The following is a 25807-nucleotide window of genomic DNA, read 5'->3' as shown; positions in this document are numbered from 1 at the left end:
TCCTTTGGGATATGTATGGATTTAAACGCTTCGATTGTCTTGGTTTTATAGCTGTTTTTTACTGACAAAAATGGCGATGCATATTTTTCCAATCACTATCATAAGCGATAGTCCCCAAGCGGGTGAGACTCAAGTCAACGTCAAAAACGTTCAGCGATATCGTGACGACGCTGGCCGGTGTGCTTATAGTTAAGTTATCCATCCATGGAATAAAGCGTCATTAGGGGCGGCTGATTTTGCCATATTGGAAAATAAAGGAAATAGGCATTAATAAATACATGAAGTTATAGATAAATCAGATGAAAAATCAATGATATTGAAACCAAAGCCCCTTGATATCTTGACAGTATCTATGCCTGGTAGCCATTGGGATACAACCGCAGGAGCAACACATGTCGTCATTCTATTGTAATGCCAAATACGTGGAGTATGTGCATGTCCACTGCCGATAAATTTAATCTTATATTTTTCGCAAAGATCCAGTAATTCTTTGCTATTATTCAATATATAGCTATCTACAATTGGAGTACCAACTGGGATAGCATGGTGATGCATGAATATGGCAGTATTACACTCGCTGTTTTTAATCATTTTTCTTTCTAATTCTGCCAGATTATCTTTGGATATAAAGCCAAAAACCTCGCCTTCAACAACAGTATCGATGGAAATAATATTCCAGGATTTATTTTTATATTCGCGGGAATGGATAATGAATGAGTTTTTTTCTTCTTTGACAGCGATATTAAAGTTACTTTTGAGATCATGATTGCCAAGTATAGCTATATAGGGAGTCATTAATGCTTCCATCTTTTTCAAAAAATATCGGTATGCATCGACATCACCATTATGTGTAATATCACCGGATATGACAATTAACTCTATTTCAGTAATGTTTTTTATTCTGCATATTTCTTCACACACAAAATCAAAATTTTCATAAGGATCTACATCAAATATTTTTTGCTCTCTGTTTTGGGTCAAATGTATGTCTGTTAAGTGAATAACTTTCATTTTTTATTACCTCTGAAAATAAATGGATTGTATGATATGTTCCAATCGTATATATCAGTTGACTCTAATTTTTTGATTTTATCAGCTAAGATTATTCCTATCGGAAGAAGAATTATAGACATGATCACTTTATAAGACCATGTTGTCAAAATTATTGTGATTAATTCATTGAAACTATATTTTGACGAGAGGCTTATAGGATATGCTGATAGTAGAAGGGAGGCTTGGGTAACCATTGAAGCAATGATATATCTTATAAAAAAGAAGCGGCCAAGAAAAACTTTTTTTAAATTAGATATGACGAACCCGTTTATAAAATAAGAAATGGGTACAGAGATCCATGTACCGATCATAACACGCCAAAACTCTCCAAATAATGACTGAAAGTTCATTGATATTGGATTGTTTTGTGGTTGTGTATGTGATGCGACAAAGATAATCATTACAAAGATTGATTGACATAGGACGATTATCCAGACAGTTTTTACCCCTTGTCTGTATCCATAAACTTCCGTTTGAATGGTGGATATCAGAAAATAAAAAGAGAATAATATTCCGCTAAATGTTATTTTAAAACCATTAAAATCCAGAGTTTTATAGACAAGTACATCACAAGTTACCATTATTGTGACGGATAAGGCAATGAATAGGGAGTCATATTTGAATTTTGAGTGGGTAGGATAAGAGTTAGTCACTTTATTACCTTTAATTTTGTGAACTTGGCGGCCTTTATTTTTTCTGTTTTTGATATTTCATCAGAAATTTTTCTTCCATCTTTTAATCCTGACATATAAGCGATTCTAACGAGGATTGTTGGATCTAACTTTTCAATAATGTTCTGGTCTGCAAGCAATTCTTTGCCATTTATTTTTCTAATAGAATAGGCATTTTGTATTGTGAATGACAAATCTCTTCTTTCTTCAACTACTTCAAACTTTTGTTTTTCTCTCATATCATACTCTTCAAATTTTGTTATAAATATTATATCAGCAGGATTTATATTATATAATAAATCACTTTCAAAAATATCTTCTGCTGTTGCTTTTATACATGTATGTGTACCTGACTCTTTCAATATGTAAAATCCATTTTCTTTTACCGGTTCAAATTTCTGCAAGCTGTATATATAACGGGGCTTAAATGTTCTTTTGAAAAAATCAATTATTTTCACCATTATTTATTTCCTATTTTAATTTTTTAATTGATTTAATCACTACTCCAATTATTGTATAGTTCTTAGTTAAAACTGTTTTGCGTTCATTTTCAATCCCTAATATTGAAAAGTAAATACCGCTTTCACCGACAAAAACTTGTCTAAAACAAACTGGAGCATCTTGGATTTTTACGAGTACTACGTCACTGTCACAAAAGCTTTCAGTTTTAGAAACTATTGCAATAGTTTTACTATCAAAATATGGGGACAGGAGGTTATTTGAAAATTCTACTGCGAAGAGGGTTCCTTTATGCTCATCTTGAATACTCAATTTATATAAATTTGTGTTGACTATTTTACCCAATACATAGCCATCTAATTCATCATAACGAACCAGGGGTATTGATGAAATAATTTCTTCATTTTCTGTTGGTTCAGATAATTTGTTGTCTGTAATTTCACCAATGTTTACACCAAATACATCCGCAATGGATGAAATAGTCGCAATAGTTGGGTTACCAACACCTCGCCTAAGGCTGTTGACTGTCGCAATCCCTAAACCTGTCAAGTGGCTTAGGGTTTGGGAGTCTACATTGTTTTTTTTCATTAAAAAATCAATGTTTTGTGCGATGTTGGATAACAAGGCATCGGCTTCAGTTGTTTTTATCTTGTTTGAATCTTGCATTATATCATCTCTTTGATAATATATTGTCTAACGTTCATATTGATAATAATATTTTATCTATTAAGTATTATTAATTCAATGGGCTAGCATCAGGGAAATTTCTATAGTCTGTGTAGGTTACAGGGAAAGGATATAAAAGAAAGGGGCCATATCTGCATCGTGAAGTTTGTGTTCCTGCTCGTTGTGTTTGTCGTTTTGTAAGACATAACGAGCAGCTTATGCCAAAACGCTTTTTAGGGAGGATTTTTATCTGGATAATTAAATAACATATTGATAAATATTAAATAAATTTTCATGACAGCGATACACTCATGGTTTTCATTTTTAGTTGTTACTATAATTAAAATTATTCCATAAGCACCCCAACATATTTAAGCCATTGCCACATATACTGATAACGATGATTCTGTGTCACCGTGTCGTAACTTATCAGACCCATCTGACCCGCCAGACAATAATCGACATCCTGCTAGGTTTAGGCGCTAAGCCGAAGCCTTCAAAAATAACCCGCAGCGTTTTATCGAATTAGCGGGTGAAGTTATCTGTAAACAGATGCGTATTGTCATAATAGTTCGGTTTTTTCGTGATATAACCACGGAAATAATTATCACAATGGGCAGATAGGAGTATGATCACATTGGTGGTAAGCCACCAATGAATGAAATCGACGTTATTGGTTCACCTGTAAATATGTGACCTGATCGTGTTGGTCACGACATAAAAAATAGAGATTTTTATGAAATTCAAGTCAAAAATAAAACCTTACCATGCGGCAGCTGGTGGTTGGGGTTCACTGGAGGCAACAACCCGTTTTGTCTTTGATAGTAAACAAGCACTGAAAAATATGGTTAACCTGATGCGCATGAATAAACCCAAGGGCTTTGATTGCCCCGGATGCGCATGGGGAGATGACAACAAAAGCCTGTTTAGTTTTTGCGAAAACGGTGCCAAAGCAGTCACTTGGGAAGCAACTCGTCGGTATGTTGATCGAAAATTCTTCGCAACCCATAGTGTTAGTCAACTTTATCAACAAAGTGATTATTTTCTTGAATACCAGGGAAGGGTGATTGAACCGATGAGCTATAACCCGCAGACGGATCATTATGAGCCGATCAGTTGGGATGATGCTTTTGCCCTGATTGCCAACCACATTAAAGCGATGGATCACCCCAATCAGCTCGAACTATACACTTCGGGGCGAGCCAGTAATGAGGCTTCATGGTTGTACCAGTTGTTTGGCCGTGTAGTGGGAACCAACAACTTCCCTGATTGCTCTAATTTGTGCCATGAAGCCAGCGGTTCCGGTATGTTGGCGAGCTTAGGTGTTGGGAAAGGCACCATCCGGCTGCAAGATTTTGATCATGCCGATGCCATCTTTATATTTGGTCAAAACCCCGGAACAAATCATCCACGAATGCTGCACAGCTTGCGACATGCTGCTGAGCGTGGAGCACGCATCGTCACTTTTAATACCTTGCGTGAGCGCGGATTGGAACGTTTCGCTGATCCACAAAAACCGCTCGAAGTGATGACTCCATTGGCTGGGGAAATTAGCCACCGTTACTATCAGCCCAAATTGGGTGGCGATATGGCTGCCGTGCGAGGGATAGTCAAAGCACTGTTAGAAACCCATAACGCCCTGCTGACTGAAGGCAAATCAGGTATTTTTGATCTGGCATTCATCGCAACTTACACCAGCGGAGTGGATGCTTATTTGCAACACGTTGCGGCAACCGAATGGTCATTGATTGAAGCTCAATCGGGATTGACCGAAGCACAATTGCGTGAAGCGGCTGCCATTTATCAGAATGCCGAGCGCGTTATTTGTACCTGGGCAATGGGGATAACTCAACACAAACACTCTTTGGCTACGGTGCGCGAAATCGTCAACCTCCAATTACTTTTTGGTCAATTGGGTAAATCGGGTGCAGGGCTTTGTCCAGTACGTGGGCACAGTAATGTACAAGGTAACCGGACGATGGGAATTAATGAGAAACCGGCCAAACTTTTTTTGGATAACATGGCTGCTCGTTTTGGTTTCGAGCCACCTCGTGCCCATGGTCACCATGTTGTGGAAGCGTTGAGCGCCATGTTGCGTGATGAAGTCAAGGTTTTGATCGCGCTGGGTGGGAACCTTGCGGCAGCGGCTCCAGATAGTCTGCGAACAGAAGAAGCGCTTAGGCATTGTGATTTGACGGTACACATCAGCACAAAATTAAACCGGAGCCATCTTATTACCGGTAAAAAAGGCGCACTGATTCTGCCGACATTAGGACGTACCGAGCGAGATATTCAGGCTACAGGTGCACAGTTTGTGACGGTAGAAGACTCTTTCAGCATGGTTCATGCCTCAGAGGGTGTAAATAAGCCATTATTTGATAGTCAGCGTTCTGAAACAGCGATTATTGCCGGTATTGCTAATGCGACAGTCGGCAATACCGAAACCATTAACTGGCTGGAATTAGCGGGAGACTACAATAAAATCCGCGATCATATTGCAGCGACCATTCCAGGGTTTGATGATTTTAATAAAAAATGTGAACACACTGGTGGTTTCTATCTTGGCAATGCGGCGGCCGAGTTACGTTTTGCAACACCGAGCAAAAAAGCCGAATTCAGTCATGCACCACTGCCGAAAACGCTGTTCCCACAAATTGAAGGCACTGATGTTCCTTTCACTTTGCAAACTTTGCGTTCACACGATCAATATAACACTACGATTTATGGGTTGGATGATCGTTACCGTGGAGTTTATGGTCAGCGGGAAGTGCTGTTTATGAACCCAGAAGATATTGCACAATCGGGATATCAGGCTGGTGATTTGGTCGATATCGAAACAGTATGGAATGACGGTATTGAGCGTAAAGTTTCCGGCTTTAAGCTAGTGCCTTATGACATTCCGCGCGGGAACCTTGCTGCTTACTACCCTGAAACTAACCCATTAGTTCCAATGGAAAGTATTGGTGATGGTACAGGCACGCCAGCTTCAAAATCTGTACCGGTGACATTATCTCTTACTGAACAGAATGGATTTGAGCCTCAACGTCTTTTATAAAGTATTATTGTTCTTCGGACTTAATAGTTATACCAAGCCAAATTCAATTTGTAGCTTGCAAATCAATGTGATTGTTTATATCTCTCCGCGTAACGGGGAGTAAGACGCTCTTGAAAGGTGATTGATATAGCAGTGTGTGAATTAGGCTCGGTTTTTGAAGATAACAATGTATTCTTCATTAAAAACCGAGCTGGATAAAATGTATGGAAGAGGTAGAAATAAAAATTTAATGGCTATTTATTTTCTATAACAACTTCTTCGTTCAATACCAGCGATAATAATGCCTGACGGGCAAAAATACCATTTCCTGCTTGTTGGAAGTAGTAAGCATATGGCGTTTTATCGACATCGACCGTAATTTCATCAATACGTGGCAGCGGGTGTAGTACTTTCAGGTTTTCTTTAACATTCATCAGATCTGCCGCGCGCAGGACAAACTGAGCCTTGATGTTGGCATATTCTGAAGGGTCAAGACGTTCTTTCTGGACACGGGTCATATACAGAATATCCAGTTCGGGCAGCACATCTTCAAAGTTATTGTGGAGGCTGTAACTTACCTGTTTTTCTTCCAGCATATGCAGAATATAGCTTGGCATTGCAAGTGCGTCTGGCGCGATAAAACAGAAATGGTTGCCGTTAAATTTCGCCAGTGCTTGTGTCAGTGAATGAACAGTACGGCCATATTTCAAATCACCGACCATCGCAATTTTCAGGTTTTCCAGCCTGCCCTGAGTTTCTTGGATGGTGAACAGGTCGAGTAACGTCTGGGTCGGATGCTGGTTTGCGCCATCGCCGGCGTTGATAACAGGGATATGGCCGGAAAACTCAGAAGCCAGTCGTGCAGCACCTTCCTGTGGGTGACGCATAACGATTGCATCGGCGTATTGGCTGATAATGGAAATGGTATCGGCCAGCGTTTCTCCCTTTTTACCCAATGAAGTATTACTACTGTCAGCGAAGCCCACGACGGAAGCGCCAAGCCGTTGAATGGCGGTCTCAAAAGAGAGACGGGTACGTGTGGAGGCTTCAAAGAAGCAACTCGCTATCACTTTGTATTTCAGTAACTCAGTCTGTGGATTGGCTTTTAATGCAGCGGCCGTCTGCAATACCAGTTCCAGATCTGCGCGGCTCAGATCATTAATTGAAATGATATGCTTGCGATATAACGGATTAGCCATGTTTACGTTCCTCTTTTATGACTTCTAGCCTTGGACTGGTCAGGCAAAAAAAAGCCCCTCAATTGAGGGGCTTTTTAAATGTTCGGTTAAGCAATGGGAAAAACAATGCGTTTACGCTGCCAGCAGACAGTGTTTCGTTAGCATGGTATTGTGTAATAGCTTTGACAGCGCAATCTTTCATGTTTTCTCCCAGCAAATCGTCGCGCATTATACTCACGATAGCATTCATCGCAAGGATTGCCGGAAGAAATTTTTGTTTCAATTCATGCTCAGGCTAAATAGCCTGCATAATGATATAATTATTCGTTTCGATCACCTAAACTGATCGCCATTCTATTAAGGGCATTTATTAAGGAGATCGCTGCTGTCAGGTCAACAATCTCTTTTTCTGTAAAAACAGCATTCAGGCGCTCTTTAATCTTATCCAACGTACTTTGCCTGGGATTTATCGTCAAGGCTTCGCACCACTCTAATGCCAGTTTTTCTTTTGGGCTGTAGATATTGGAATTGAACCATGCAGGTAACTTATCCAATTTTACTTGTGCTATACCATGATCTTTGCGGATTGCTTCGGCATGAAGATGGCAACAATAGGCACAACCATTAATTTGAGATACCCGTGTTTCTACCAATAGAACGAGCTTTTGATCCAGTTCAGAGGCATGGATTTCTTCATAGCTTTTATATAACGGGTTAATAATCTTGGGTGAGACTTTTGCGTAATTCATTTTTATCTCTCAAATATTTTGTTTTTTTATTGAAGGGAACTAACCAGACATAGGTAATATAAATCTATTTTCTACCAGAATTTATTTTGATGTATATATACCAATCTAACTTCAAGATGCCTGTGATTTCTCCCCGTGAAGCGCAGGGCGCGAGCACACTATTTTTACTGCTTTTTAAAGATTAATAATTTTCAATATTTGATTATCACAGTTTTATAGTTAACAAAAGAGTTAAAGAACAATGCTGATATTTCAAGTGCAAATATTAATCAAAGTATGCTCTCGCCCTGCCGTGAAGCGGGGAAAAATCAGGCTTCATACCGTGTCGTAAATTGCAACTTGAAGTTTAATGCGTATAGGTATCATATTTTCCTTACAACATTTTTATTTAACAATAAATGTGGCGAAATCTGTGGCCAAATCAGTATTTGGAAATATTTCCCGACATTCCGCCAATAATCGCGGGCAATCCTCAATTCTATAACGTCTGCTAATATGCGTAGCGATAAAGTGTTTGACCTGAGCATCACGCGCCAATGTTGCGGCTTGTTTAGTTCTATATTGTTGTTCTCCTGTCTATTGCTTTTCTGTTAAAGTCGAATACTTTCCCAATCAAGACTGAAGCAGGCAAGGTACTTGTCGGCATCATTAGACTGTTTTTTCTGTTGGTGGGAAACGGCAAATGGTTTGCTAATAGCTTCCAATAAGTTGCAGGATCCATGGCAGACTTTAATCACCGTTTCAATTTATTGGCGTAAGAGAATAGGTACGCTAGTAAGAATGTGGACAAACTGAGTACCCGTTGATCCCAAAAGCAACATCACTGGTAACCATCGTCAATTGAGATTTTGTATCACAGAACGGTAAGACGGTTATCCTGAAAATTGTAGTTTATTTGATGTATGAACAAGGCTTTGAATTTTACCAGGCAGATAATGGTGTTTGGTTGACAAAAATGGTGCCTGTTAAATATATATAAGTATCATTTAACATTATTACCCCTGTTTTTTTATTCGGAGATAAATATGACAGTTATGGACTCTCTGCTCGCCTTTACAGTAGCGGCGACCTTGCTCACATTGACCCCTGGCCTGGACACCGCGTTAGTTCTGCGAACTGCAACGGTGGAAGGGAGTAAAAAAGCTTTTCAGGCCGCTCTTGGTATTAATACGGGATGTTTTATTTGGGGTGCAATGGTGGCATTTGGCCTTGGCACATTGATTGCTGTATCAGAACTGGCATTCAACATATTAAAATGGTGTGGCGCATTGTATTTATGCTGGTTGGGAGTTCAAATGATTTGGCATCCCAAAACAGATCTTGGAGGGGAGATATCTTCTTCCGTTAAGGAGCAGAATTGGTTTATCAAAGGAATGTTAGGAAATGTACTGAACCCCAAAATGGGTGTGTTTTATGTTTCATTCCTGCCACAGTTTATTCCTCAAGGGCATTCACCCACTTTATGGACATTTAGTTTAGTGGCGATCCATGTATTACTCGGCACCTTGTGGTCATTGTCGCTGATTTATGCCACCCGCCCGTTTTCCTATCTATTACGTCGTGAAAATGTCATCAAGTGGATGAACCGCGCGACAGGCGGATTATTTTTGTTGTTTGCGTTTAAGTTAGTAATGAGTAGTCGGCGATGATTTTGCCAAGTGTGAGCCAAAAAACTTCATAAAATTGGAAAAAACAGCCAAAAAGATAGCTGTTTTTTCTGTAAAGTTAGATTGCGTTTATAGAAGAATAAGAAAACAATGCAGGAGCCCCACCTGTATGAACAAAAAGCAATGGCTTCTGACTTTCGATGGTGTTATTCAGTACGTTATCAATTAATCCCGCCATCGCTTTTCCGGTATAGACGGGATCTAATAAAATACCCTCTTTTTGTGCTAATAGCGTAATGGCTTCTGATCCTGGCTTATTTGGCATGCCATACATGGGAGCGAAATAATTATCCCACAAAAGAACATCTGGGCAGGTTGTTTGGCCTAAGAGCGAGCTGATTTCTTGCTGCAATTGACTGACTTTCGGTGCTTGCTCGCTTGTAACACGTGAGACGGTAACGCCAATAACAGGTGTTTGTGGTAGTACGGAGTGTAACCCGATAGCTAACCCTGCATGTGTACCTGCGCTTCCAGAGGCGACAATCACGGCAGCAAACTCCACGTCTTTTGGACGCTGCTCAGCTATTTCTAATGCACAACGCACGTAACCCAATGAACCAAGGGCATTGGAACCACCGACAGGCACAATATACGCATCTTCGAGATTGAGTTGATCAACCAATTCTTCCATTTGCTTATTTGGATCGGTTAACTCATCACACATGACGCATTGGGTACTGAATAATTCCGTCAGTAATTTATTACCATTATTGAGAAAATTATTGTCCTGGCTTTGAATTGGATTTTCTAATAAAGCGACGCATTTTAGTCCATATTTCGCCGCCATAGCGGCTGTTTGTCGTACATGATTTGATTGAATTGCGCCAGCGGTAACAATAACTTTAGCCTTTTTTTGTAATGCGTCGGCAATAAGATATTCCAGTTTGCGTAATTTATTCCCACCCATTGCTAGGGGAGTTAAATCATCTCTCTTAATATAAATATCGCGCCCTAAATAGTGGGATAAATTTTCCAATTTATCCATTATCGTTGCAGTTTTTAGTAAATCAATGCGGGTAAAATTTGCTAAATTTTCTTTTAAAGACATATTATCCTCAGCGGCTTGCCAGTTAATAAGTAAAGCCTAAATAGAAATAGATAACGAGAGCGAAACTTGCAGTAACCAATGCATATGGCATTTGAGTCCGAATATGTTCAATATGGTCACAATCTGTTGCCATTGATGCAACGATAGCATCGCTGGAAATTGGCGACGTCATATCACCAAAAATGGAACCCGCAATTGCGGCACCGATCATATATTCAGGAGGCATACCCACTGAAATACCTAGCTGTACCCCAATGGGGATCATAATTGCAAATGTCCCCCATGAGGTACCTGTTGCTAATGACATGATGGAACTAATCAGGAAAATAAAACCGATGGAAAAACCAGCCGGAATAATACCAGAAGTCATTTGTGCAATATAAGCACCGGTATTTAAATCAGCAGAAACGTTACCCATTAAGAAGGCCAATACCATGACAGAGCTTATTTTTATCATGCTGGCATAACCAATATAAAGCTCTTTAAAAAAACTTTCCATGGTTAAAACACGACGTAATAAAAACCAGAAAAAAGAGATCGTGGTTCCAAATATAACACTCCAATAGATAGAGGTTGAACCGCTTCCCTTACTCAAGTCACCATCACCTGTAATGTAGAGGGCAAGAGGGAGCATTAATACTGTCGATAAAATAGGTATAAAAAAGTTTAATGAAGTATGGCAGTTGGGGTGTTCAATAATATCATCATTATCTTCGCTGTGCTTATTTTCAATATCACTATTCAAATGTTCATGTAAGGCTCGAGTTTCTGCGGCTTTCATTGGCCCCCAAGAAAAATTAGAAAAAATATAAAATAAGACAGAAGCCAGTGATAACCAAGCCATAATATTATAAACCATAGATCCAGCCAGGATATCGAATGGCTCACCGTTGATTAATCCCCTGGAAATCTGTACACCGATGATCCCCATCATTGCAGCACCCCAACCATTAATCATGGCAGAAGAACAAACAGAAACACAGGACGTCTGGATAATGTAAGACATTTTTTCTGGTGGAATAGCGTAATTTTTGGCTAATTTCTTGGTTGATGCTCCAGCAATTAATTGGTTAATTGAGCTTTCAATAAAAATTAATGATGTAATGATCATTGCCAAAAATTGAACAGATTTTTTATTTTCAATCAGTTGTGTCTTGTTAGTGAGTAAACGCACTAAAGATCGCACGCCCCCTGTAACAACCACAAGCCGCATTATGCCACCAATCATCAACATAAAAATGATGGTTTTTGTATTACCTGAAGAGGAAAAAGTATCAATAATACCTTCAATAGTTCCTTGTATACCTAAAATAACATTATGGTTATTAATGACAGTAAAACCAACTAATATACCGAGTAGCAGCGATAAAATAACCTGGCGGGTAAATATAGCTAAAATAATTGTGACAACAGGGGTGATAATGGTCCAAATACCGTAATCATTCATTTTTTTACTCACCTTATTTTATTGTTATTTTTTATATTAAGTAAATTTATTCTAATGCTTGTTCAAGGTCAGCTAATAAATCGCGAATATCTTCGATTCCTACTGATAAGCGTAATACGGTATCATAAATACCAATTTCCTCACGTTCTTTTTTTGTCATTGAGCCATGTGACATAGTGGCAGAATGGTTAACCATGCTCTCCACACCACCGAGAGATTCTGCTAAAACAAAATAGCGTAGCTTGTTTACAAACCTCTTTGTATCCTCTAGTTCACCTTTTAATTTGATCGTAACGACAGCACCACCTGCGCGCATTTGCTGCTGGCAAATGGAATAGTGCGGGTGAGTGGGTAAACCGGGATAATAGACTTGTTCAATTTTGGGATGGAATTGCAGAAAATTGGCAATTTCAAGTGCATTAGCACATTGCGCTGACATTCGTAACGCTAATGTCTTTAATCCACGTAATGCTAAATAGGCATCAAAGGGAGATGCAATGGCACCAGTGGTTGTTTTTAGGAAATCCAGCTTATTGGCTAAATCATTTCGATTTGTAATAACCGCTCCTCCAATCAAATCCGAATGGCCACCGATATATTTACTTGTGGATAACATGACAAGATCTGCCCCCAATTCGAGTGGTTTTTGATTCCATGCGGTTGCAAATGTATTATCAACACAAGTTAAGATATTGTATTTTTTTGTGAATGTACAAATACGTTTAATATCAACTAATTCTAATAATGGATTAGTTGGGCTTTCTATCCAAATTAATCGAGTATTATCTTTTATTTTATCCTCAACTTCATTGAGATTATTTAAATCGACATAGTCAAATTGGTGACCATTATTTTCAATGGCTACCCGTTCAAATAAACGAAACGTGCCGCCATAAACTCCTTTCATCGCAATAATGTGGGATTCTTTAGGTAACAAGTTTAAGACTAAAGCCGCGGCAGCTACACCAGAGGCGGTTGCAGTTGCATAAATACCATTTTCTATTTCGGCTAATAATGTTTCATAGGCATAACGTGTTGGGTTACTGCAACGGGAATAACAATATTCACCCTGTTCAGAGAGATCTTGTTGTACAAACGTACTAGCTGTTGTAATGGGAGGGAAAATAGCATGGTTTTCTTTGTCCTGCTGTTTTCCACCATGGATTAATGCTGTAGCTATGTTTTTTGTCATTCTTATAATCCTATAAATTGATTATCAATATTTTTAGGGGGAGTATCACATTACTGAAAAAGAATATGGCATAGAGGGATAAAAAAATTTTTCCAAAAAGTAACTAAATTTGTTTAATTTAGAGAAATTTTTTTCCAAATTTGATAATTTTCAATATAAATCAAATTGTTAAATTAATATTGTTTAATGTGATGACTATCAATATATTGGAAATTTGTACATAGTGATAGAGTTATTTTCTGATTTTTAACTGAAAGTGAGTGAAGAATACCCAACTTACTTGAAGATACAAGATCCAAGTAAGCTGGGTATATTGGCATTTTGATTTTTGCCAATATGCGCGGACGCGAAATATAAATCAACGATTACAACACGAGGTTTTCTACTAGTGTTGCTACCATTATGGCCTTAATGGTATGCATTCGGTTTTCAGCCTGATCAAACACAATGCTGTGTTTTGATTCAAATACTTCATTCGTGACTTCCAGACCACCATATAAATTGAATTCCTCTGCCAGTTGCTTACCAAGTATTGTTTCTTCATCATGGAAAGCTGGCAGACAATGCAGGAACTTCACTTCTGGGTTGCCTGTGAGTTTCACAACATCCATATTGACTTGATAAGGCTTCAGTAATGCAATGCGTTCTTGCCAGGTCGATTTGGGTTCTCCCATTGATACCCAAACATCGGTATACAGAAAATCGACCCCTTTTACTCCTTGCGCAATATCTTCTGTCAGGGTGATCTGGCCGCCTGTTTTCTCTGCCTGTTTTTGGCATTCCGCAACTAAATTTTTTTCCGGCCAACATGTTCTTGGAGCAACCAAACGGAGATCTATCCCTGTCAATGCAGCCGCTTCCAGCAGAGTATTACCCATGTTATTACGGGCATCACCCAAATAGGCAAATTTGATCTCAGAGAGTGGCTTTTGGCTGTGTTCCTGTATTGTCATTAAATCAGCCAATAGTTGGGTTGGGTGGAATTCATCCGTCAGGCCATTCCAAACCGGAACACCTGAGTATTGCGCAAGTGTTTCGACAATTTTCTGGTTATAGCCACGGTATTGGATGCCATCATATAAACGCCCAAGTACCCGTGCGGTATCTTTGATGGATTCTTTGTGCCCGATCTGGCTGCCGCTTGAGCCTAAATAGGTAACGTTGGCACCTTGGTCATGGGCTGCGACTTCAAATGCGCAGCGTGTACGAGTAGAGTCTTTTTCGAAAATCAAGGCAATATTTTTCCCGGTGAGTAAGAGAGATTCAGAACCTGATTTTTTATTCGCTTTTAATGCATGAGAAAAAGTTAAAAGGATACCAATTTCTGCGGGAGTAATGTCAAGTAATCTTAGGAAAGAACGCTTAAAAAATGGGTTCATCATGCATTGTCTCCATTAGGCAATATTGAATTTATATTCATTATATATCGATAAAAAAATGCAATTACAAGCCCTGTATGCAGAGTTTATAGGCGTGAATGTATCAAGACAGGTTATAGATCAGCCGCTTAGTTATGTATTTCTTTTTGAACAAAATTGGATAGATATATCCTTTGTACATAAAAGATGGGAGAATGCAAAACAAGACAGCCAACTGACAGAGGGGATTGGCATGGCAGACCCACATGCTTTAGAAGAACAGTGTGAAGAAACTCGCTTGATCATCGAAGAATTATTGGAAGATGGCAGTGATCCGGATGCACTCTATATTATTGAGCACCATTTTTCGGCAGAAGACTTCGACCAACTGGAAAAGGCAGCCCTTGAAGCTTTCAGGTTAGGCTATGAAGTGACGGATGCAGAAGAGCTGGAAACAGAAGACGGTGTTGTTTTGATGTGTTGTGATGTGATCAGCGAAAGTCGTCTGGAAGCTGAATTGATCGACGCACAGGTTGAGCAGCTCATGGATCTGGCTGGAAAGATAGGTGTAAATTACGACGGTTGGGGAACGTACTTTGAAGACCCTAATGCGCCTGATGATGAAGATGACGGTGATCTCTTTCCCCCTGAGGACGATGAACCCAAACTCCATTAAGATTTTGAGGATTGCGTCAAACCAACAAATTGCCCCACTTAAACCGTGGGGCTGACTATCTTTAATTGAAAGCTATATAGCATCATAATGCTTTGAGCATCCTGACTTCACAGTCGCTGTGGCCTGTATTACCAAGAGGCTTATCAAGATAGCTGAAGCCCAGCTTTTCATACAAGGCAATGGCGGCTTTCAGATTCTCTGTCGTTTCCAGATAGCAGCGTTTAAAGCCTTGCTCTGTGCCAAATTCGAGAGATTGCTTCACGATTTGCTTGGCAATACCTTTTCCGCGTAATACCGATGAAAGGTACATTTTTTGTAATTCGCAAGTATCACCATCACCACCAGCCAACGGAGCAATACCGCCACCGCCAACGACTTCGCCATCCATTTCAACCACCCAATAAGCGCTGCGTGGCTGGTTGTAAACTTCGTACAAGGTATCCAGAATTGGATCAGCGACGGCAAAACCTTTGTCTGCGGTTAAGCCATGCTCAGCAGAAACCTCACGGATCACAGCGGCAATGCTTGCATTGTCTTGTTGAGTGATGGGGCGAATAATGTAATTGTGTGTTGTTTTTGTTGTCATTATTTTCTCTTTATATTTTTATTACTTCATCTACCCGCCAAAAATGCGGGTAAGAGAATGCGAAAAGGGAATGATGAGGGATTATTGCAGGGAGAGCAGTTCTTCATGGCTCAGGCCAGTACTTTCCATAATCAGTTTGATACTAGCGCCATTTTTCAACAGGTTACGTGCTATTTCGAGTCGTGCATCACGTTGACCCTTTTCTTCCCCTTGTTGCACGCCGCGTTGAAGACCTTGTTGCATACCTTGTTGAAGGCCTTCTTTCCGGCCTTTTTCGTGTAATCGTTGAGCAATAGTCATAATCACCTCCTGACGACTATCTGTCTGTTTAATCAGCTGCTGGAGTACTTATACAAAATGCGGTGCATCTATTAAATCCTCTTACCCGCTTCCAAAACGTGGGTAAGAAAACACGAAAAAAGGATAAAGATGAGAGGTTATTGCAGGGAAAGCAGTGCTTCACGGCTCAGGCCGGTACTTTCCATAATTAGTTCGATACTAGCACCATTTTTCAACAGGTTACGTGCTATTTCGAGTCGTGCATCACGTTGACCCTTTTCTTCCCCTTGTTGCACGCCGCGTTGAAGACCTTGTTGCATACCTTGTTGCATACCTCGTTGAAGACCTTGTTGAAGGCCTTCTTTCCGGCCTTTTTCGTGTAATCGTTGAGCAATAGTCATAATCACCTCCTGACGACTATCTGTCTGTTCAATCAGTTGCTGGATAATCTGTTCAAAATGTGGTGAATCCATCGTGTTAAACAGGTAATGAAGGATAGTGACCACATCATTGTCACTATTATAATTGTGCTTAAGAGCCTGTGCCAATAACGCGGTCACGGCCTTAAACCCTTCCCGCAAATTTTTATGCTTCATCGCCAGTTCCATCACGGCGATTTTGCGATGATTCACCAGTTCATTATCATCAATCACAGTGACATCGACTAACGGAAATGGATTAAAGTATATCTCTTTCGCCAATTCGGGCAACGGAAAGCATTGCGTCCAGGTTTGCTGGAAAGGATAAGGGCTGCGCTCACCGTGGTAAAACAAGACGGGTACAACCAGCGGCAGTGTCTTGTTTCCCTGTTGCAGATGCTGATTCATCGCCATAAAAGAATAATGCATCATTCGCCATGCCATTATTTTATCTGGGGTAGACTGGTGTTCAACCAGGACATAGATATAACCCTCCCCCTGTTGCGTTTGCACCGAATAGAGGACATCCGACATTCTCGAACGTAACTGTTGATCGATGAATGACGAGTTGGTTAATGTTAATGTGCTAAGATCACACAATTGCTTGATTTTTTCCGGTAGGTGGATGTCAAAAAAATCTTTAGCGTTTTCAATCTGAGTCATAAATCCTTTGAAAGCCGCATCATGGGGTGTGGATGTGGTCTTTTTATTCATTATATTCACCCGTCAACTTTTGAGTTCTATTGATTATAACTACTTTATTTTGATGAAAAACATAATAGCCCCCTATATATATCTTACACTATATAAATAAACCTCATTTAACCTGATATTAATAAAAAATCAATCAAAATAATCAACGCATTAATCGTATTATTAAAAATAGTCGTAAAAAATTGGGGGGCTGGTGGATGCTATTTTTATCAGGGCAGGATATATGGCCTGAATGCTTTTTATGACTATGACTTTATGGAGTAAATTATTATCCTTATTCTTTTGTCCCATCCTCGATTCTTGAGTCATTCACGCTATTAAATTCCCTGGCATTATTAGTGACAACAATCTGTTACTAATAAATAGAATCCTTGTTTCTGTTTTGTTTATCATTAATGAAATATATTTTCTCTGTTTCATGAGGTTATTAAATAATAGCAAAACTAACTTAGTCATAGTAATAATATGAAAAAATTATCTTTTCCTATTCGTATTCCTCTCTATTATGTGAGAGGCGGAACTTCAACCGGTATCGTTTTATTACAAAAACATCTACCAGAAAAAAAAGAACTCAAAGAAGAAATTATTAGACATATCATGGGTGTGCCTCTTGAAGGAAAAAATGAAAATAATAAACAACTACAGGGGTTGGGTAGGGAAACGACAACCAGTAATAAAGCTTTTATTATTGATATCGATTATCAAGCTAAAAAGGTGATTAGCACTTTTGCTCAACTTGAAAAAGAGAGTAGTACCGTATCGTGGGAAGTTAACTGTGGAAATATGACCTCATCAATACCCTTGGTAATAAGAGATCTCCCAGAAGAAAAGTTGTTAATGCCCGATGGAAAGTTAAGTATTTATAATACAAATACCAATAAAAATATTGTGTGTACGATGCCGAATGTGTCACCTAAATACCAACTGGCACATATACCTGGTGTAGTGGGTGATTTTCCTGAGATTAATGTATCATTTGCAGATCCTGCATGTTCAAAAACAAAAGCCCTTTTTCCGACAGGAAATTTGATTGATAAAGTGAATGGTATTCCGGTCACGTGTATTGATGTCGCTGTACCTATGATTATTATCAATGCAGAAAGTTTGGGAATTTCGGGTTACGAAAATCCCAATGAAATTAAAAATAATCAAGTATTACAAGAAAAAATCATGCAAATCAGGGTAGAGATGGGGATTAAGATGGGCATTCGTCAGAAAAATGGAACAGTGATGAATGAAAAGGATTTAGCAGAATCTATCACCCAACCCAAAGTCGCCATTGTTGCACCTCCTTTATCCAAAGGAGATATTACTATCAGGTATCTCACGCCCAAAAACGTTCATTTATCTGTCGCGGTATCCGGTGGTTGCTGCTTAGCTGCTGCTTGCTGTTTTCCCGGAACGGTTGCCAGTCATCTTTATTATGCTAATAGGGTTAACGGTCACTCTACTGTGCGGATTGAGCATTTGTCTGGGATATCCAAGTTTAGTATTACGCATGATGGTGACTATATAAAGTATGCAAGTGCGCAGAGAAATGCCCAAATTCTGATGAAAGGTGAATTTTTTATTTATAATCCTAGTGATGAGTTAGAGGAAATAATGCGAGTAGTTTCTATCACTTCTTCAAGGATGGTGTAAGTGACGCACTGCCTGCAACGATAGTGGTATCGTTGAGGCGAAAATGATGGGATGAGTTTGACGTGTTGTATATGTTTTACTTCTTCGATATTACTTAAGTTGGCTGGCAAAGCCCGAGCTTGAATACCCGCGATCGCCATTGCTTCTCCGCAAAGTCCAAATGTTGTGCGTTGCGAGCAATAATAACAACAGGATGTCCAGCCTTACCAAAACGACGGGTAACAGTACGCGAGATTCCTAGACTATAACCACAAATTAGTATAGTGTGCTTCACAATTTAATATCCAACCATAAAGTTGGAATTGGTATAGTATGGTTTTAGCAACGATAACCACTGATAGAGGAGAAAATACAGACGATGGCTTGGGATATCGAAGGAACAAAATGCAAGATTTTGACAGCAGCAGTAATAGAATTCGCTCGCTTTGGTCCTGATGGCACTACGGTAGAAAAGATTGCTAAATCGGCTGGTGTAAATAAAGAGCGCATTTACAATTATTTTGGCGATAAGCGCGCCCTATTTTCGGCCGTACTACGCAGCGAACTAGCCAAGGTTGCACAGGAAGTCCCTATTACGTCTTTCGCCGTTGAGGATATTGGGGAGTATGCGGGTCGAGCTTACGACTATCATAGCAGACACCCGGAACTGAGCCGCCTTATGCGCTGGGAAGGCCTGATTTTCGATGGTGAGGTTCCGGATGAAGAGCAGCGACGTGAATACTATGGCTACAAGGTCCAGGCTGTCGCCGATGGGCAGCAGCAAGGTATGCTTACACAAGCCTTGGAGCCTGACCATTTGGCGTTTCTGGTATTGGCACTGGCTGGGTGGTGGTCGGCTGTACCCCAAGTGGCGCGTATGTTAACTGGTTCCGAAAGCCAGAAAGAACACGACAGGCGTCGAGCTTCTGTCGTCGAGGCTGCTCGGCGTTTGGCATCCACTCCCTAATTTCTCTGGTGCGTTGTAACCCCACCCTCCAGAGGTTGTCGCAAAAGTCACCTTAGCCTTTTGCGACACCATTTCTTATCCAACATTCAGATTATTGAGACTTTATTTTAATAAACCTCAACTTTGTTTAAGCATCACTATTTCATGGTCACGTAAACCTAAGCTCGGCTTTTTCGGCTGGAATGTATAAGCAATCAGTCCTGATACGATTTCCAGTAAAAAGCCGATTATGCTTCGGTGCCTTGAATGTTCTATCTGAGAAATATTTTTCAATTGGTCATTCACCGTTTCTATCAAAAACCGTTTTCTTAACATGGCCTTGTCCCAAAGCGATAAAAATTGGGCTTTCATATTACGGCGAACATTCGTGATTAACGTAAGCCCTTCCTCTTTCAGTTCATCGCATAACACTTGGGATAAATAGCCTTTGTCACCATAGAGATGCCCGGTTAAACCTTTGACTAATTCCTTTACCGGCTGACGATCGTCAACATTTCCCGGTGTTAATTTAACGGATAAAATCTCACCGCAATCATCAATAATCAGATGGAGTTTAAAGCCATAGAACCATCCTGTGCTGGTTTTTCCTCGCTGCGCGACACCCTCAAAAACTTTATGACGAGAAATACGTAGGTTATGACAAACCGCGATTTTAGTGGAATCGATAAAGGCAATGCCGTGTGATTTTTGTTGGCGTGAAGAAAGGAAAGCGCATAACGGAATAAGGACTCTTTTCTTCAATGTTATTATTCGATTGTAGCTCACCAGACTGGGGAAATCTGCTTTGAGGTATTGCTGTACATACTCAGTATAAAACGCTTTAAAATGACGATAATGGCTCATGTGAAATAAAATGAGGAGAGTCATTATTTCGCTGAGAGACAGGGAAGTGGCGCGATGACGCTTGAGCTGATTATTCTCAATGAGCTGTTGTTCCCAAAGGGGAATAAATTTTTGGCAAAAGTCATCGACGCAACAGAAAAGTTCATCTAAAGTAGTCATAGCCTGAGGATCCCCACGATTTTGTTTTCTAAGCAAAAACTTTGATCGTGCCTCAGGCACTTAGTTCCCTTTTGCCTTTCCTTTCTTAAGCGAAGTTCAGGTTAATAACGTATTAGCTTCTTCCCGTTAGGGAAAAATTCAGGTTATAGGTATTTGTGATAGAGGATCCAGCCTGTTTTTCTATAGATTCAAATTCTGATTGATACCGTTCTTGAACTGATAAAAAGATATCCATATGTAAATTAAACGAATATGCCTTTGCATCATTTTTATCTTTAAGCATATCGATAATATATAAAACGGAATGTTCATTCATTGCCTTATGGCAATTATTGAAAATATCAATGTTCATTTGTAGGTTATTTGGATTTCAGTGAAATAAATTTAATCATAAGTTTTTATGACGTTTTATTAAATGGTTTAGTATGTTTAAATACATTAATTAATGATGGTGATTTGTGAAGGGGTATTGTTCTTAAATATAAATAAAGCGGCCTAATATAATAAAAGTGCCGCCATATTCTCAAGCAAAGAAAATTTTATTTGGAAATATCTACGCCAAAATATTTCTCAGAGATACGGGCATACGTACCGTCATCTTTTATCTCTTGCAATGCTTTATTCACTGCTTCCAGTAACTCTGCGTCCCCTTTACGCAGTAATACGGCTGATTTACTTGCATCGGTTTGTTGGGCGACAATTTTTACCGGTGCATTAGGGCGCTGTTTTTTGAAGTCAAGGAATGACAGACGATCATTGAGTGTGGCATCAGCGCGTCCGGTGGCGACCAGATCAATGGCCTGGTTAAAGCCATCTGTACTGACCAAACTTGCGCCATAAGACGTTGCCAGTTGCCCGTAATTGCTGGTCAATGATTGGGCTGAGCGTTTACCTTTAATATCTGCGAAGGCTTTAATATCACTGTTATCGTTACGGGTTATCAACACAACCTGAGAAGTCGTATAAGGAATGGAAAAACTGTATTTCGCTGCCCGTTCGGGGGTAACACCGACTTGGTTGATAACCGCATCAAAACGTTTAGCATCTAATCCGGCAATCAAGCCATCCCATTTGACTTCCATAAATTCAGGTTTGACGTTCAAACGTTGGGCAATTTCCCGTGCGATATCCACGTCAAAGCCGATTAATTTATTGCTAGCATCGTGGTAAGTAAAAGGAGGATAAGTGCCTTCCGTGCCAATCTTAAAGATGCCAGAGGCTTTGATGGCATCAAAATCTTCGCCGGCATAGCCAGGGGCAGAAATAGCAAGGGCAGTCGCACTCGCCAGTAAGAAATTCAAAATTTTTTTCATCGTGTTTCTCCGAATAAATAATGTACGTGACTGCTCGCTATATTTCCCAATCCGGTAAAGTTTCTGTCAGGGTTGAAATAAACTCGACAGTTCGCACCTTACTGGGGCGGGTAAAGAGGGTTTTTGCCGTACCCGATTCAATAATTTCACCAGATTCCAGAAATACGACATCATGAGCAAGATTAGCAGCCAGGCGCAGATCATGCGTTGCCATTAACATGGTCGTGCCTTCTCCTGCTAATTGCTTCAAAACCGAGACGACTTCTTTCGATAATTCGGGATCAAGCGCCGAAGTCGGTTCATCGCACAGCAGCACTTTGGGGGAAGGTGCCATCGCTCTGGCGATGGCCACACGCTGCTGCTGACCACCTGACAGTGTGGCTGGCCAAACATCCGCTTTGTGGGATAAGCCGACTTTTTCCAGCAACGCCAACGCCCGTTCTCTGGCGCGTTCGCGGGACCATTTCTGTACCCAAATCAGCCCTTCCATAATGTTTTCAATCACAGTCAGATGCGGGAAAAGCTGAAAGTTCTGGAATACCATGCCGGTTTGCAGGCTAAAACGCTGAATTTCTCGATGCGGCAATCGCTCCTTACCCGTAAAAGTGATCTGCTCTTTGCCAATTTCCAGCTTGCCCGCCTGTGGGATCTCCAACAAGTTAATGCAACGCAGCAAGGTACTTTTACCGCTACCGGAAGGGCCAATCAGTGCTGTCAGGCTGCCTTCTTTAATCGTCAGGTTAATATTTTTCAGCACCTTCTGTCCGTCGAAACTTTTTTCAATGTTGGTAAGCTGAATCATTTTTGGCTTCCTTATGGTTGCTGCTGTTTTGCTGAGCGAATTTCTTTTCCAACCGCACTTGCAGTGCCGATAATACCGAACTCAAAAGGAGATAAAGAATGGCGGCCTCGGTATACAGGATTAACGGTTGATAGGTGACTGCAGCGATGCGCTGTGCCGCCAGAAACATTTCTGGCACGGTAATAACAGAAGCCAGAGAGGTGTCTTTTACCAGCGAAATAAAGGTATTGGACAAGGGAGGAATCGAAACCCGCGCCGCCTGTGGCAGAATAATCCGACGCAGTGATTGCCACCAGCTCATGCCGATAGAGTGAGATGCTTCCCATTGCCCTTTGGGAACCGAAATTAGTGCGGCACGGATCACTTCTGAGGTATAGGCACCGACATTTAGGGTAAAGCCGATAATGGCGGAGGTGAACGCGTCTAAAGTAATGCCTGCACTGGGCAGGGCGTAGAAAATCAGGAATAACTGAACCAGCAGAGGCGTACCGCGAATCAACCAGACGTAAAACCGAACGACAGCAACCAGTGGTTTAGGGCCATATAGCCTAATTAAAGCAACGATAAACCCCAATGAGATCCCAAGTGCGAATGTAATCAGCGTGAGGGGAATAGTGAATGTCAGGCCGGCGTAAATCATCGGCCATAGAGAATCCAGCGCTAAATTGAGCCATGATGGGGTCATAGAACCTTCCTGATAGATATTAAAAATATGTTTATTTTTTATAGGGTTGTTTTAATGATGATATGGCAAGAAAAGGTGAACTCTATATACAATAAAGTTATAGCTTAGAACCTAAGATTTATTTTAAAAGCCTATTCCATTAGGCTCTTATTTTCATTATTGATTAGTCGCTTTCGGCGAAATATTTATCCCAGATACGTTGATAAGTCCCATCCGCTTTTATCTCAGCAATCGCTTTATCTACTGCGGTTTTTAATTCAGTGTCATTTTTACGTAATAACACAGCAGATTGTGCTGCCTGGGTATCTGCGGCAACAATTTTTACCGGAGCATCCGGGCGATGTTTTTTGTAATCGAGGTAAGAAAGTTTATCGTTGATTGTTGCATCTGCACGGCCTGTGCTCACCAAATCGACTTCCTGATTAAAACCATTCGTGCCGATAATGTCGGCGCCATAATGTCTGGCGATCTGGGCAAAGTTATTGGTCAAGGTATGTGCTGATTTTTTCCCTTTTAAGTCGCTAAATGTCTTAATATCGTTGTTATCTTTTCGGGTAATCAGTACAGCTTCTGAAATCACGTAAGGCAGGGAAAAACTGTATTTTTTCTCGCGTTCCGGTGTAATAGCGATTTGGTTCATCACCGCATCGAAACGTCCGGCATCAAGCCCACCAATCAAGCCATCCCATTTACCTTCAATAAATTCAGGCTGCACTTTCATGCGAAGTGCGATTTCACGGCCGATTTCCACATCAAATCCGGTCAGTTTTCCAGAGGTGTCATGATAACTGAATGGGGCATAGGCGCCTTCAGTCCCAATCCTGAATATGCCTGTGGAATGAATGTTATCAAGGGTAGATTGTGCATAAGAGAAGTGGGTGAAACCCAATTGAATAATGCCCGCTAATAATATATTTAGTACGGCTTTCATGTTATCTATTTCTCCAAAAGGGAATTATTGTTTTTAAAATTATTTTCACTATAGCGGTAATATCATAAGCCTTATATATAAAATAAAGTTATATCATATCCTGATGTTACTGCTGATAAATTAGGGTCATATTGATTATCGTTTAATTATATTTATCATAAGCTATATCAGCTTCTCAGTTACCCTAAATATAACGCTAATATAGGTGCCAAGTGTTGAATTCACTCCTTCGGAAAGGCATGGTTGATTCTTTACCTGTTTGTATCTCTTTTTTCTTTATTTTTACTTCAATTGGTGCGCTTTATCAAAGTCACGGTATCCCATTAATGGAAACGTTGGTCGGATCATTGTTGATATATGCTGCACCGTTACAAGTGGCTGCGGTTGGTTATCTGGCTGACGGGGCGATACTTTCTGTTATCGTTTTAGCATTTCTGATTAACTTCCGCTTTTTCTTGATGGCGATGGTGATGTCGCAATATTTTCGTGGTATCTCTAAGCGAAATATTTTGCTGTCGATGTTAGGATTTAGTGCCAGCACTTATACGGTGACGCACGCACATCTCTCTGCGGAAAATATCACGGATGGGAAATCCCAATTTCATTTTTATTTGGGTGTTGCTGTACCCTGTTTTGTGATCACCTTCTGTGCCACGTTGTTGGGGTATATTTCAGCCGAATATCTGGATTATGATTCCTTTTCGCTGTTCCTCGTGATGTTGGTTCCTGTCCATTTCTCCTCCTTGACTGCCAGGCGTTCAGGCAAGGATATGTCTGTTCTGGCAACGGTCATGGGTGGGTTATGTGCACCGTTATTGAATGAAGTGGATATGAAATTAATCGATCTGATAGTCCCAATTTTATGTGGGATAGGGATTGCGTTCATTGAACAGAGAATCAGACAGGATAGAAGATTATGATGCTGTTGATCGTATTGATGGGATTAATCAGTTTTATATTAAGGGCTGCCCCTTTTTTGATGAATGATAATCACTTATTAAAGGGAAAGCGTTTTCTCATTACCGCGCTAGATTATGCCATCTGTTTTATTCTGGGGACGATTATCGTTAATATTTCATTGAATAATCTGACTCTAAGTGAATTAATTGCACAATTTAATATTAAATATCTATTTGCCTTGATTACGGTAGTATTGGCTTATTTTATCAGTAAATATACGCATTCAATCTTAAAAAGTTTGGGGGTTTCTCTGCTGTTTTTTATGTTGATGCAGTGGTTGTTTAATTGAAAAAGTTGGTTAGATTGCAAAAAAGCCACTGCAAACTTAATC

Annotated in this window: 27 protein-coding genes and 2 pseudogenes; 8 read left to right on the top strand and 21 right to left on the bottom strand. The window is 40.1% G+C overall.

All coding sequences use genetic code 11. From position 1 onward, the window contains the following. Positions 1–267: 267 nt before the first annotated feature. The 4 genes from WDV74_RS14830 to WDV74_RS14815 form a co-directional block, all read right to left on the bottom strand. A complete protein-coding gene (locus WDV74_RS14830; protein ID WP_338883587.1) occupies positions 268–1011 on the bottom strand; it encodes a metallophosphoesterase in 744 nt (247 codons plus the stop codon). Then, positions 1008–1634, bottom strand: coding sequence for a VUT family protein (locus tag WDV74_RS14825; RefSeq protein ID WP_228005950.1), 627 nt, complete (start codon positions 1632–1634; stop codon positions 1008–1010). Before WDV74_RS14825 ends, WDV74_RS14830 begins: the two co-directional genes overlap by 4 nt. Positions 1635–1702: 68 nt before the next feature. Further along, positions 1703–2185, bottom strand: a complete 483-nt coding sequence (locus WDV74_RS14820) for a hypothetical protein (RefSeq protein ID WP_338883586.1) — start codon at positions 2183–2185, stop codon at positions 1703–1705. A 10-nt stretch (positions 2186–2195) separates the two neighbouring features. Then, on the bottom strand, positions 2196–2849 hold the full coding sequence (locus WDV74_RS14815; RefSeq protein ID WP_338883585.1) for a helix-turn-helix transcriptional regulator: 654 nt from the start codon (positions 2847–2849) through the stop codon (positions 2196–2198). 736 nt (positions 2850–3585) lie between these two features. On the opposite strand from WDV74_RS14815, the gene WDV74_RS14810 reads away from it, so the two are divergent. After that, positions 3586–5904: an FdhF/YdeP family oxidoreductase gene (locus WDV74_RS14810; RefSeq protein WP_338883584.1), complete on the top strand. Its 2319-nt coding sequence runs from the start codon at positions 3586–3588 to the stop codon at positions 5902–5904. 233 nt (positions 5905–6137) lie between these two features. Here the strand turns inward: WDV74_RS14810 and pyrB are convergent, their stop codons facing one another. The 4 genes and pseudogenes from pyrB to WDV74_RS14790 all read right to left on the bottom strand — a co-directional run. Beyond that, a complete protein-coding gene (pyrB, locus tag WDV74_RS14805; RefSeq protein WP_338883582.1) occupies positions 6138–7082 on the bottom strand; it encodes an aspartate carbamoyltransferase in 945 nt (314 codons plus the stop codon). 58 nt (positions 7083–7140) lie between these two features. After that, entirely contained in the window at positions 7141–7299 is a 159-nt protein-coding gene (locus tag WDV74_RS14800) for a hypothetical protein (RefSeq protein WP_338885633.1), read from the bottom strand. Between the two features lie 82 nt (positions 7300–7381). Then, complete coding sequence (locus WDV74_RS14795; protein ID WP_338883580.1) at positions 7382–7810, bottom strand: carboxymuconolactone decarboxylase family protein; 429 nt, start codon at positions 7808–7810, stop codon at positions 7382–7384. Positions 7811–8194: 384 nt separating this feature from the next. After that, positions 8195–8365 (bottom strand): annotated as a pseudogene (locus tag WDV74_RS14790) (ribonuclease Z); the annotation flags it as partial. Between the two features lie 301 nt (positions 8366–8666). Here WDV74_RS14790 and WDV74_RS14785 point away from each other — a divergent pair. Further along, positions 8667–8789, top strand: a pseudogene (locus WDV74_RS14785) (RNA--NAD 2'-phosphotransferase); the annotation flags it as partial. A gap of 46 nt (positions 8790–8835) precedes the next feature. Then, positions 8836–9459, top strand: a complete 624-nt coding sequence (locus WDV74_RS14780) for a LysE family translocator (protein ID WP_338883578.1) — start codon at positions 8836–8838, stop codon at positions 9457–9459. Positions 9460–9535: 76 nt separating this feature from the next. Here the strand turns inward: WDV74_RS14780 and WDV74_RS14775 are convergent, their stop codons facing one another. The 4 genes from WDV74_RS14775 to argF all read right to left on the bottom strand — a co-directional run bounded on the left by WDV74_RS14775 (position 9536) and on the right by argF (position 14543). Further along, positions 9536–10525, bottom strand: a complete 990-nt coding sequence (locus WDV74_RS14775; RefSeq protein ID WP_338883576.1) for a D-cysteine desulfhydrase — start codon at positions 10523–10525, stop codon at positions 9536–9538. A 22-nt stretch (positions 10526–10547) separates the two neighbouring features. Continuing rightward, positions 10548–11972 carry a Na+/H+ antiporter NhaC family protein gene (locus tag WDV74_RS14770; protein ID WP_338883574.1) on the bottom strand — a complete coding sequence of 475 codons (1425 nt, stop codon included), beginning with the start codon at positions 11970–11972 and terminating at the stop codon, positions 10548–10550. Positions 11973–12018: 46 nt separating this feature from the next. Then, a complete protein-coding gene (locus WDV74_RS14765; protein WP_338883572.1) occupies positions 12019–13164 on the bottom strand; it encodes an aminotransferase class V-fold PLP-dependent enzyme in 1146 nt (381 codons plus the stop codon). 365 nt (positions 13165–13529) lie between these two features. Next, positions 13530–14543: an ornithine carbamoyltransferase gene (gene argF / locus WDV74_RS14760; RefSeq protein WP_338885625.1), complete on the bottom strand. Its 1014-nt coding sequence runs from the start codon at positions 14541–14543 to the stop codon at positions 13530–13532. Between the two features lie 232 nt (positions 14544–14775). Here argF and rraB point away from each other — a divergent pair, with 232 nt between their 5' ends. Further along, a complete protein-coding gene (gene rraB / locus WDV74_RS14755; protein WP_338883570.1) occupies positions 14776–15198 on the top strand; it encodes a ribonuclease E inhibitor RraB in 423 nt (140 codons plus the stop codon). Positions 15199–15280: 82 nt separating this feature from the next. On the opposite strand, the gene WDV74_RS14750 is transcribed toward rraB, so the two are convergent. From WDV74_RS14750 to WDV74_RS14740, 3 genes are all read right to left on the bottom strand, one after another. Continuing rightward, a complete protein-coding gene (locus tag WDV74_RS14750) occupies positions 15281–15784 on the bottom strand; it encodes a GNAT family N-acetyltransferase (protein ID WP_338883568.1) in 504 nt (167 codons plus the stop codon). A gap of 81 nt (positions 15785–15865) precedes the next feature. Continuing rightward, positions 15866–16084 carry a hypothetical protein gene (locus WDV74_RS14745; RefSeq protein WP_338883566.1) on the bottom strand — a complete coding sequence of 73 codons (219 nt, stop codon included), beginning with the start codon at positions 16082–16084 and terminating at the stop codon, positions 15866–15868. A 137-nt stretch (positions 16085–16221) separates the two neighbouring features. Beyond that, positions 16222–17196, bottom strand: coding sequence for an Rpn family recombination-promoting nuclease/putative transposase (locus WDV74_RS14740; RefSeq protein WP_338883565.1), 975 nt, complete (start codon positions 17194–17196; stop codon positions 16222–16224). A 465-nt stretch (positions 17197–17661) separates the two neighbouring features. On the opposite strand from WDV74_RS14740, the gene WDV74_RS14735 reads away from it, so the two are divergent. Beyond that, positions 17662–18837 (top strand): PrpF domain-containing protein, encoded by a 1176-nt coding sequence (locus WDV74_RS14735; RefSeq protein ID WP_338883564.1) that lies wholly within the window; start codon positions 17662–17664, stop codon positions 18835–18837. Positions 18838–18931: 94 nt separating this feature from the next. Here the strand turns inward: WDV74_RS14735 and WDV74_RS14730 are convergent, their stop codons facing one another. Beyond that, on the bottom strand, positions 18932–19111 hold the full coding sequence (locus WDV74_RS14730; RefSeq protein WP_338883563.1) for a hypothetical protein: 180 nt from the start codon (positions 19109–19111) through the stop codon (positions 18932–18934). Between the two features lie 84 nt (positions 19112–19195). Between WDV74_RS14730 and WDV74_RS14725 the strand changes: the two genes are divergently transcribed. Then, positions 19196–19783, top strand: a complete 588-nt coding sequence (locus tag WDV74_RS14725) for a TetR family transcriptional regulator (RefSeq protein WP_338883562.1) — start codon at positions 19196–19198, stop codon at positions 19781–19783. 117 nt (positions 19784–19900) lie between these two features. On the opposite strand, the gene WDV74_RS14720 is transcribed toward WDV74_RS14725, so the two are convergent. The 5 genes from WDV74_RS14720 to WDV74_RS14700 all read right to left on the bottom strand — a co-directional run bounded on the left by WDV74_RS14720 (position 19901) and on the right by WDV74_RS14700 (position 24516). Beyond that, entirely contained in the window at positions 19901–20785 is an 885-nt protein-coding gene (locus tag WDV74_RS14720) for an IS982 family transposase (RefSeq protein ID WP_338883561.1), read from the bottom strand. Positions 20786–21324: 539 nt separating this feature from the next. Then, positions 21325–22098 (bottom strand): amino acid ABC transporter substrate-binding protein, encoded by a 774-nt coding sequence (locus WDV74_RS14715; RefSeq protein WP_338883559.1) that lies wholly within the window; start codon positions 22096–22098, stop codon positions 21325–21327. Between the two features lie 37 nt (positions 22099–22135). Then, positions 22136–22900, bottom strand: coding sequence for an amino acid ABC transporter ATP-binding protein (locus tag WDV74_RS14710; RefSeq protein WP_338883558.1), 765 nt, complete (start codon positions 22898–22900; stop codon positions 22136–22138). Further along, a complete protein-coding gene (locus WDV74_RS14705; protein ID WP_189761170.1) occupies positions 22878–23585 on the bottom strand; it encodes an amino acid ABC transporter permease in 708 nt (235 codons plus the stop codon). Before WDV74_RS14705 ends, WDV74_RS14710 begins: the two co-directional genes overlap by 23 nt. Before the next feature lie 163 nt (positions 23586–23748). Continuing rightward, a complete protein-coding gene (locus WDV74_RS14700; protein WP_338883557.1) occupies positions 23749–24516 on the bottom strand; it encodes an amino acid ABC transporter substrate-binding protein in 768 nt (255 codons plus the stop codon). Between the two features lie 239 nt (positions 24517–24755). On the opposite strand from WDV74_RS14700, the gene WDV74_RS14695 reads away from it, so the two are divergent. Both WDV74_RS14695 and WDV74_RS14690 read left to right on the top strand, forming a co-directional pair. Then, entirely contained in the window at positions 24756–25436 is a 681-nt protein-coding gene (locus tag WDV74_RS14695; protein ID WP_338883556.1) for an AzlC family ABC transporter permease, read from the top strand. Beyond that, positions 25433–25765 carry an AzlD domain-containing protein gene (locus WDV74_RS14690; RefSeq protein WP_338883555.1) on the top strand — a complete coding sequence of 111 codons (333 nt, stop codon included), beginning with the start codon at positions 25433–25435 and terminating at the stop codon, positions 25763–25765. Before WDV74_RS14695 ends, WDV74_RS14690 begins: the two co-directional genes overlap by 4 nt. Positions 25766–25807: the final 42 nt, after the last annotated feature.

This window comes from Xenorhabdus sp. TH1, assembly GCF_037260955.1.
Classification (GTDB): Bacteria; Pseudomonadota; Gammaproteobacteria; order Enterobacterales; family Enterobacteriaceae; genus Xenorhabdus; species Xenorhabdus griffiniae.
Note: the sequence above shows the minus strand (reverse complement) of the source record. Positions and strands in the feature narration are given on the sequence as shown.

Coding starts and splice junctions, on each gene's coding strand:
- WDV74_RS14780 (WP_338883578.1), top strand. CDS start 8,836: ATGACAGTTATGGACTCTCTGCTCGCCTTTACAGTAGCGGCGACCTTG.
- WDV74_RS14795 (WP_338883580.1), bottom strand. CDS start 7,810: ATGAATTACGCAAAAGTCTCACCCAAGATTATTAACCCGTTATATAAA.
- WDV74_RS14705 (WP_189761170.1), bottom strand. CDS start 23,585: ATGACCCCATCATGGCTCAATTTAGCGCTGGATTCTCTATGGCCGATG.
- WDV74_RS14830 (WP_338883587.1), bottom strand. CDS start 1,011: ATGAAAGTTATTCACTTAACAGACATACATTTGACCCAAAACAGAGAG.
- WDV74_RS14815 (WP_338883585.1), bottom strand. CDS start 2,849: ATGCAAGATTCAAACAAGATAAAAACAACTGAAGCCGATGCCTTGTTA.
- WDV74_RS14735 (WP_338883564.1), top strand. CDS start 17,662: ATGAAAAAATTATCTTTTCCTATTCGTATTCCTCTCTATTATGTGAGA.
- WDV74_RS14770 (WP_338883574.1), bottom strand. CDS start 11,972: ATGAATGATTACGGTATTTGGACCATTATCACCCCTGTTGTCACAATT.
- WDV74_RS14810 (WP_338883584.1), top strand. CDS start 3,586: ATGAAATTCAAGTCAAAAATAAAACCTTACCATGCGGCAGCTGGTGGT.
- rraB (WP_338883570.1), top strand. CDS start 14,776: ATGGCAGACCCACATGCTTTAGAAGAACAGTGTGAAGAAACTCGCTTG.
- WDV74_RS14695 (WP_338883556.1), top strand. CDS start 24,756: ATGGTTGATTCTTTACCTGTTTGTATCTCTTTTTTCTTTATTTTTACT.
- WDV74_RS14725 (WP_338883562.1), top strand. CDS start 19,196: ATGGCTTGGGATATCGAAGGAACAAAATGCAAGATTTTGACAGCAGCA.
- pyrB (WP_338883582.1), bottom strand. CDS start 7,082: ATGGCTAATCCGTTATATCGCAAGCATATCATTTCAATTAATGATCTG.
- WDV74_RS14750 (WP_338883568.1), bottom strand. CDS start 15,784: ATGACAACAAAAACAACACACAATTACATTATTCGCCCCATCACTCAA.
- WDV74_RS14775 (WP_338883576.1), bottom strand. CDS start 10,525: ATGTCTTTAAAAGAAAATTTAGCAAATTTTACCCGCATTGATTTACTA.
- WDV74_RS14715 (WP_338883559.1), bottom strand. CDS start 22,098: ATGAAAAAAATTTTGAATTTCTTACTGGCGAGTGCGACTGCCCTTGCT.
- WDV74_RS14720 (WP_338883561.1), bottom strand. CDS start 20,785: ATGACTACTTTAGATGAACTTTTCTGTTGCGTCGATGACTTTTGCCAA.
- argF (WP_338885625.1), bottom strand. CDS start 14,543: ATGAACCCATTTTTTAAGCGTTCTTTCCTAAGATTACTTGACATTACT.
- WDV74_RS14700 (WP_338883557.1), bottom strand. CDS start 24,516: ATGAAAGCCGTACTAAATATATTATTAGCGGGCATTATTCAATTGGGT.
- WDV74_RS14690 (WP_338883555.1), top strand. CDS start 25,433: ATGATGCTGTTGATCGTATTGATGGGATTAATCAGTTTTATATTAAGG.
- WDV74_RS14820 (WP_338883586.1), bottom strand. CDS start 2,185: ATGGTGAAAATAATTGATTTTTTCAAAAGAACATTTAAGCCCCGTTAT.
- WDV74_RS14825 (WP_228005950.1), bottom strand. CDS start 1,634: ATGGTAACTTGTGATGTACTTGTCTATAAAACTCTGGATTTTAATGGT.
- WDV74_RS14765 (WP_338883572.1), bottom strand. CDS start 13,164: ATGACAAAAAACATAGCTACAGCATTAATCCATGGTGGAAAACAGCAG.
- WDV74_RS14710 (WP_338883558.1), bottom strand. CDS start 22,900: ATGATTCAGCTTACCAACATTGAAAAAAGTTTCGACGGACAGAAGGTG.
- WDV74_RS14740 (WP_338883565.1), bottom strand. CDS start 17,196: ATGAATAAAAAGACCACATCCACACCCCATGATGCGGCTTTCAAAGGA.
- WDV74_RS14745 (WP_338883566.1), bottom strand. CDS start 16,084: ATGACTATTGCTCAACGATTACACGAAAAAGGCCGGAAAGAAGGCCTT.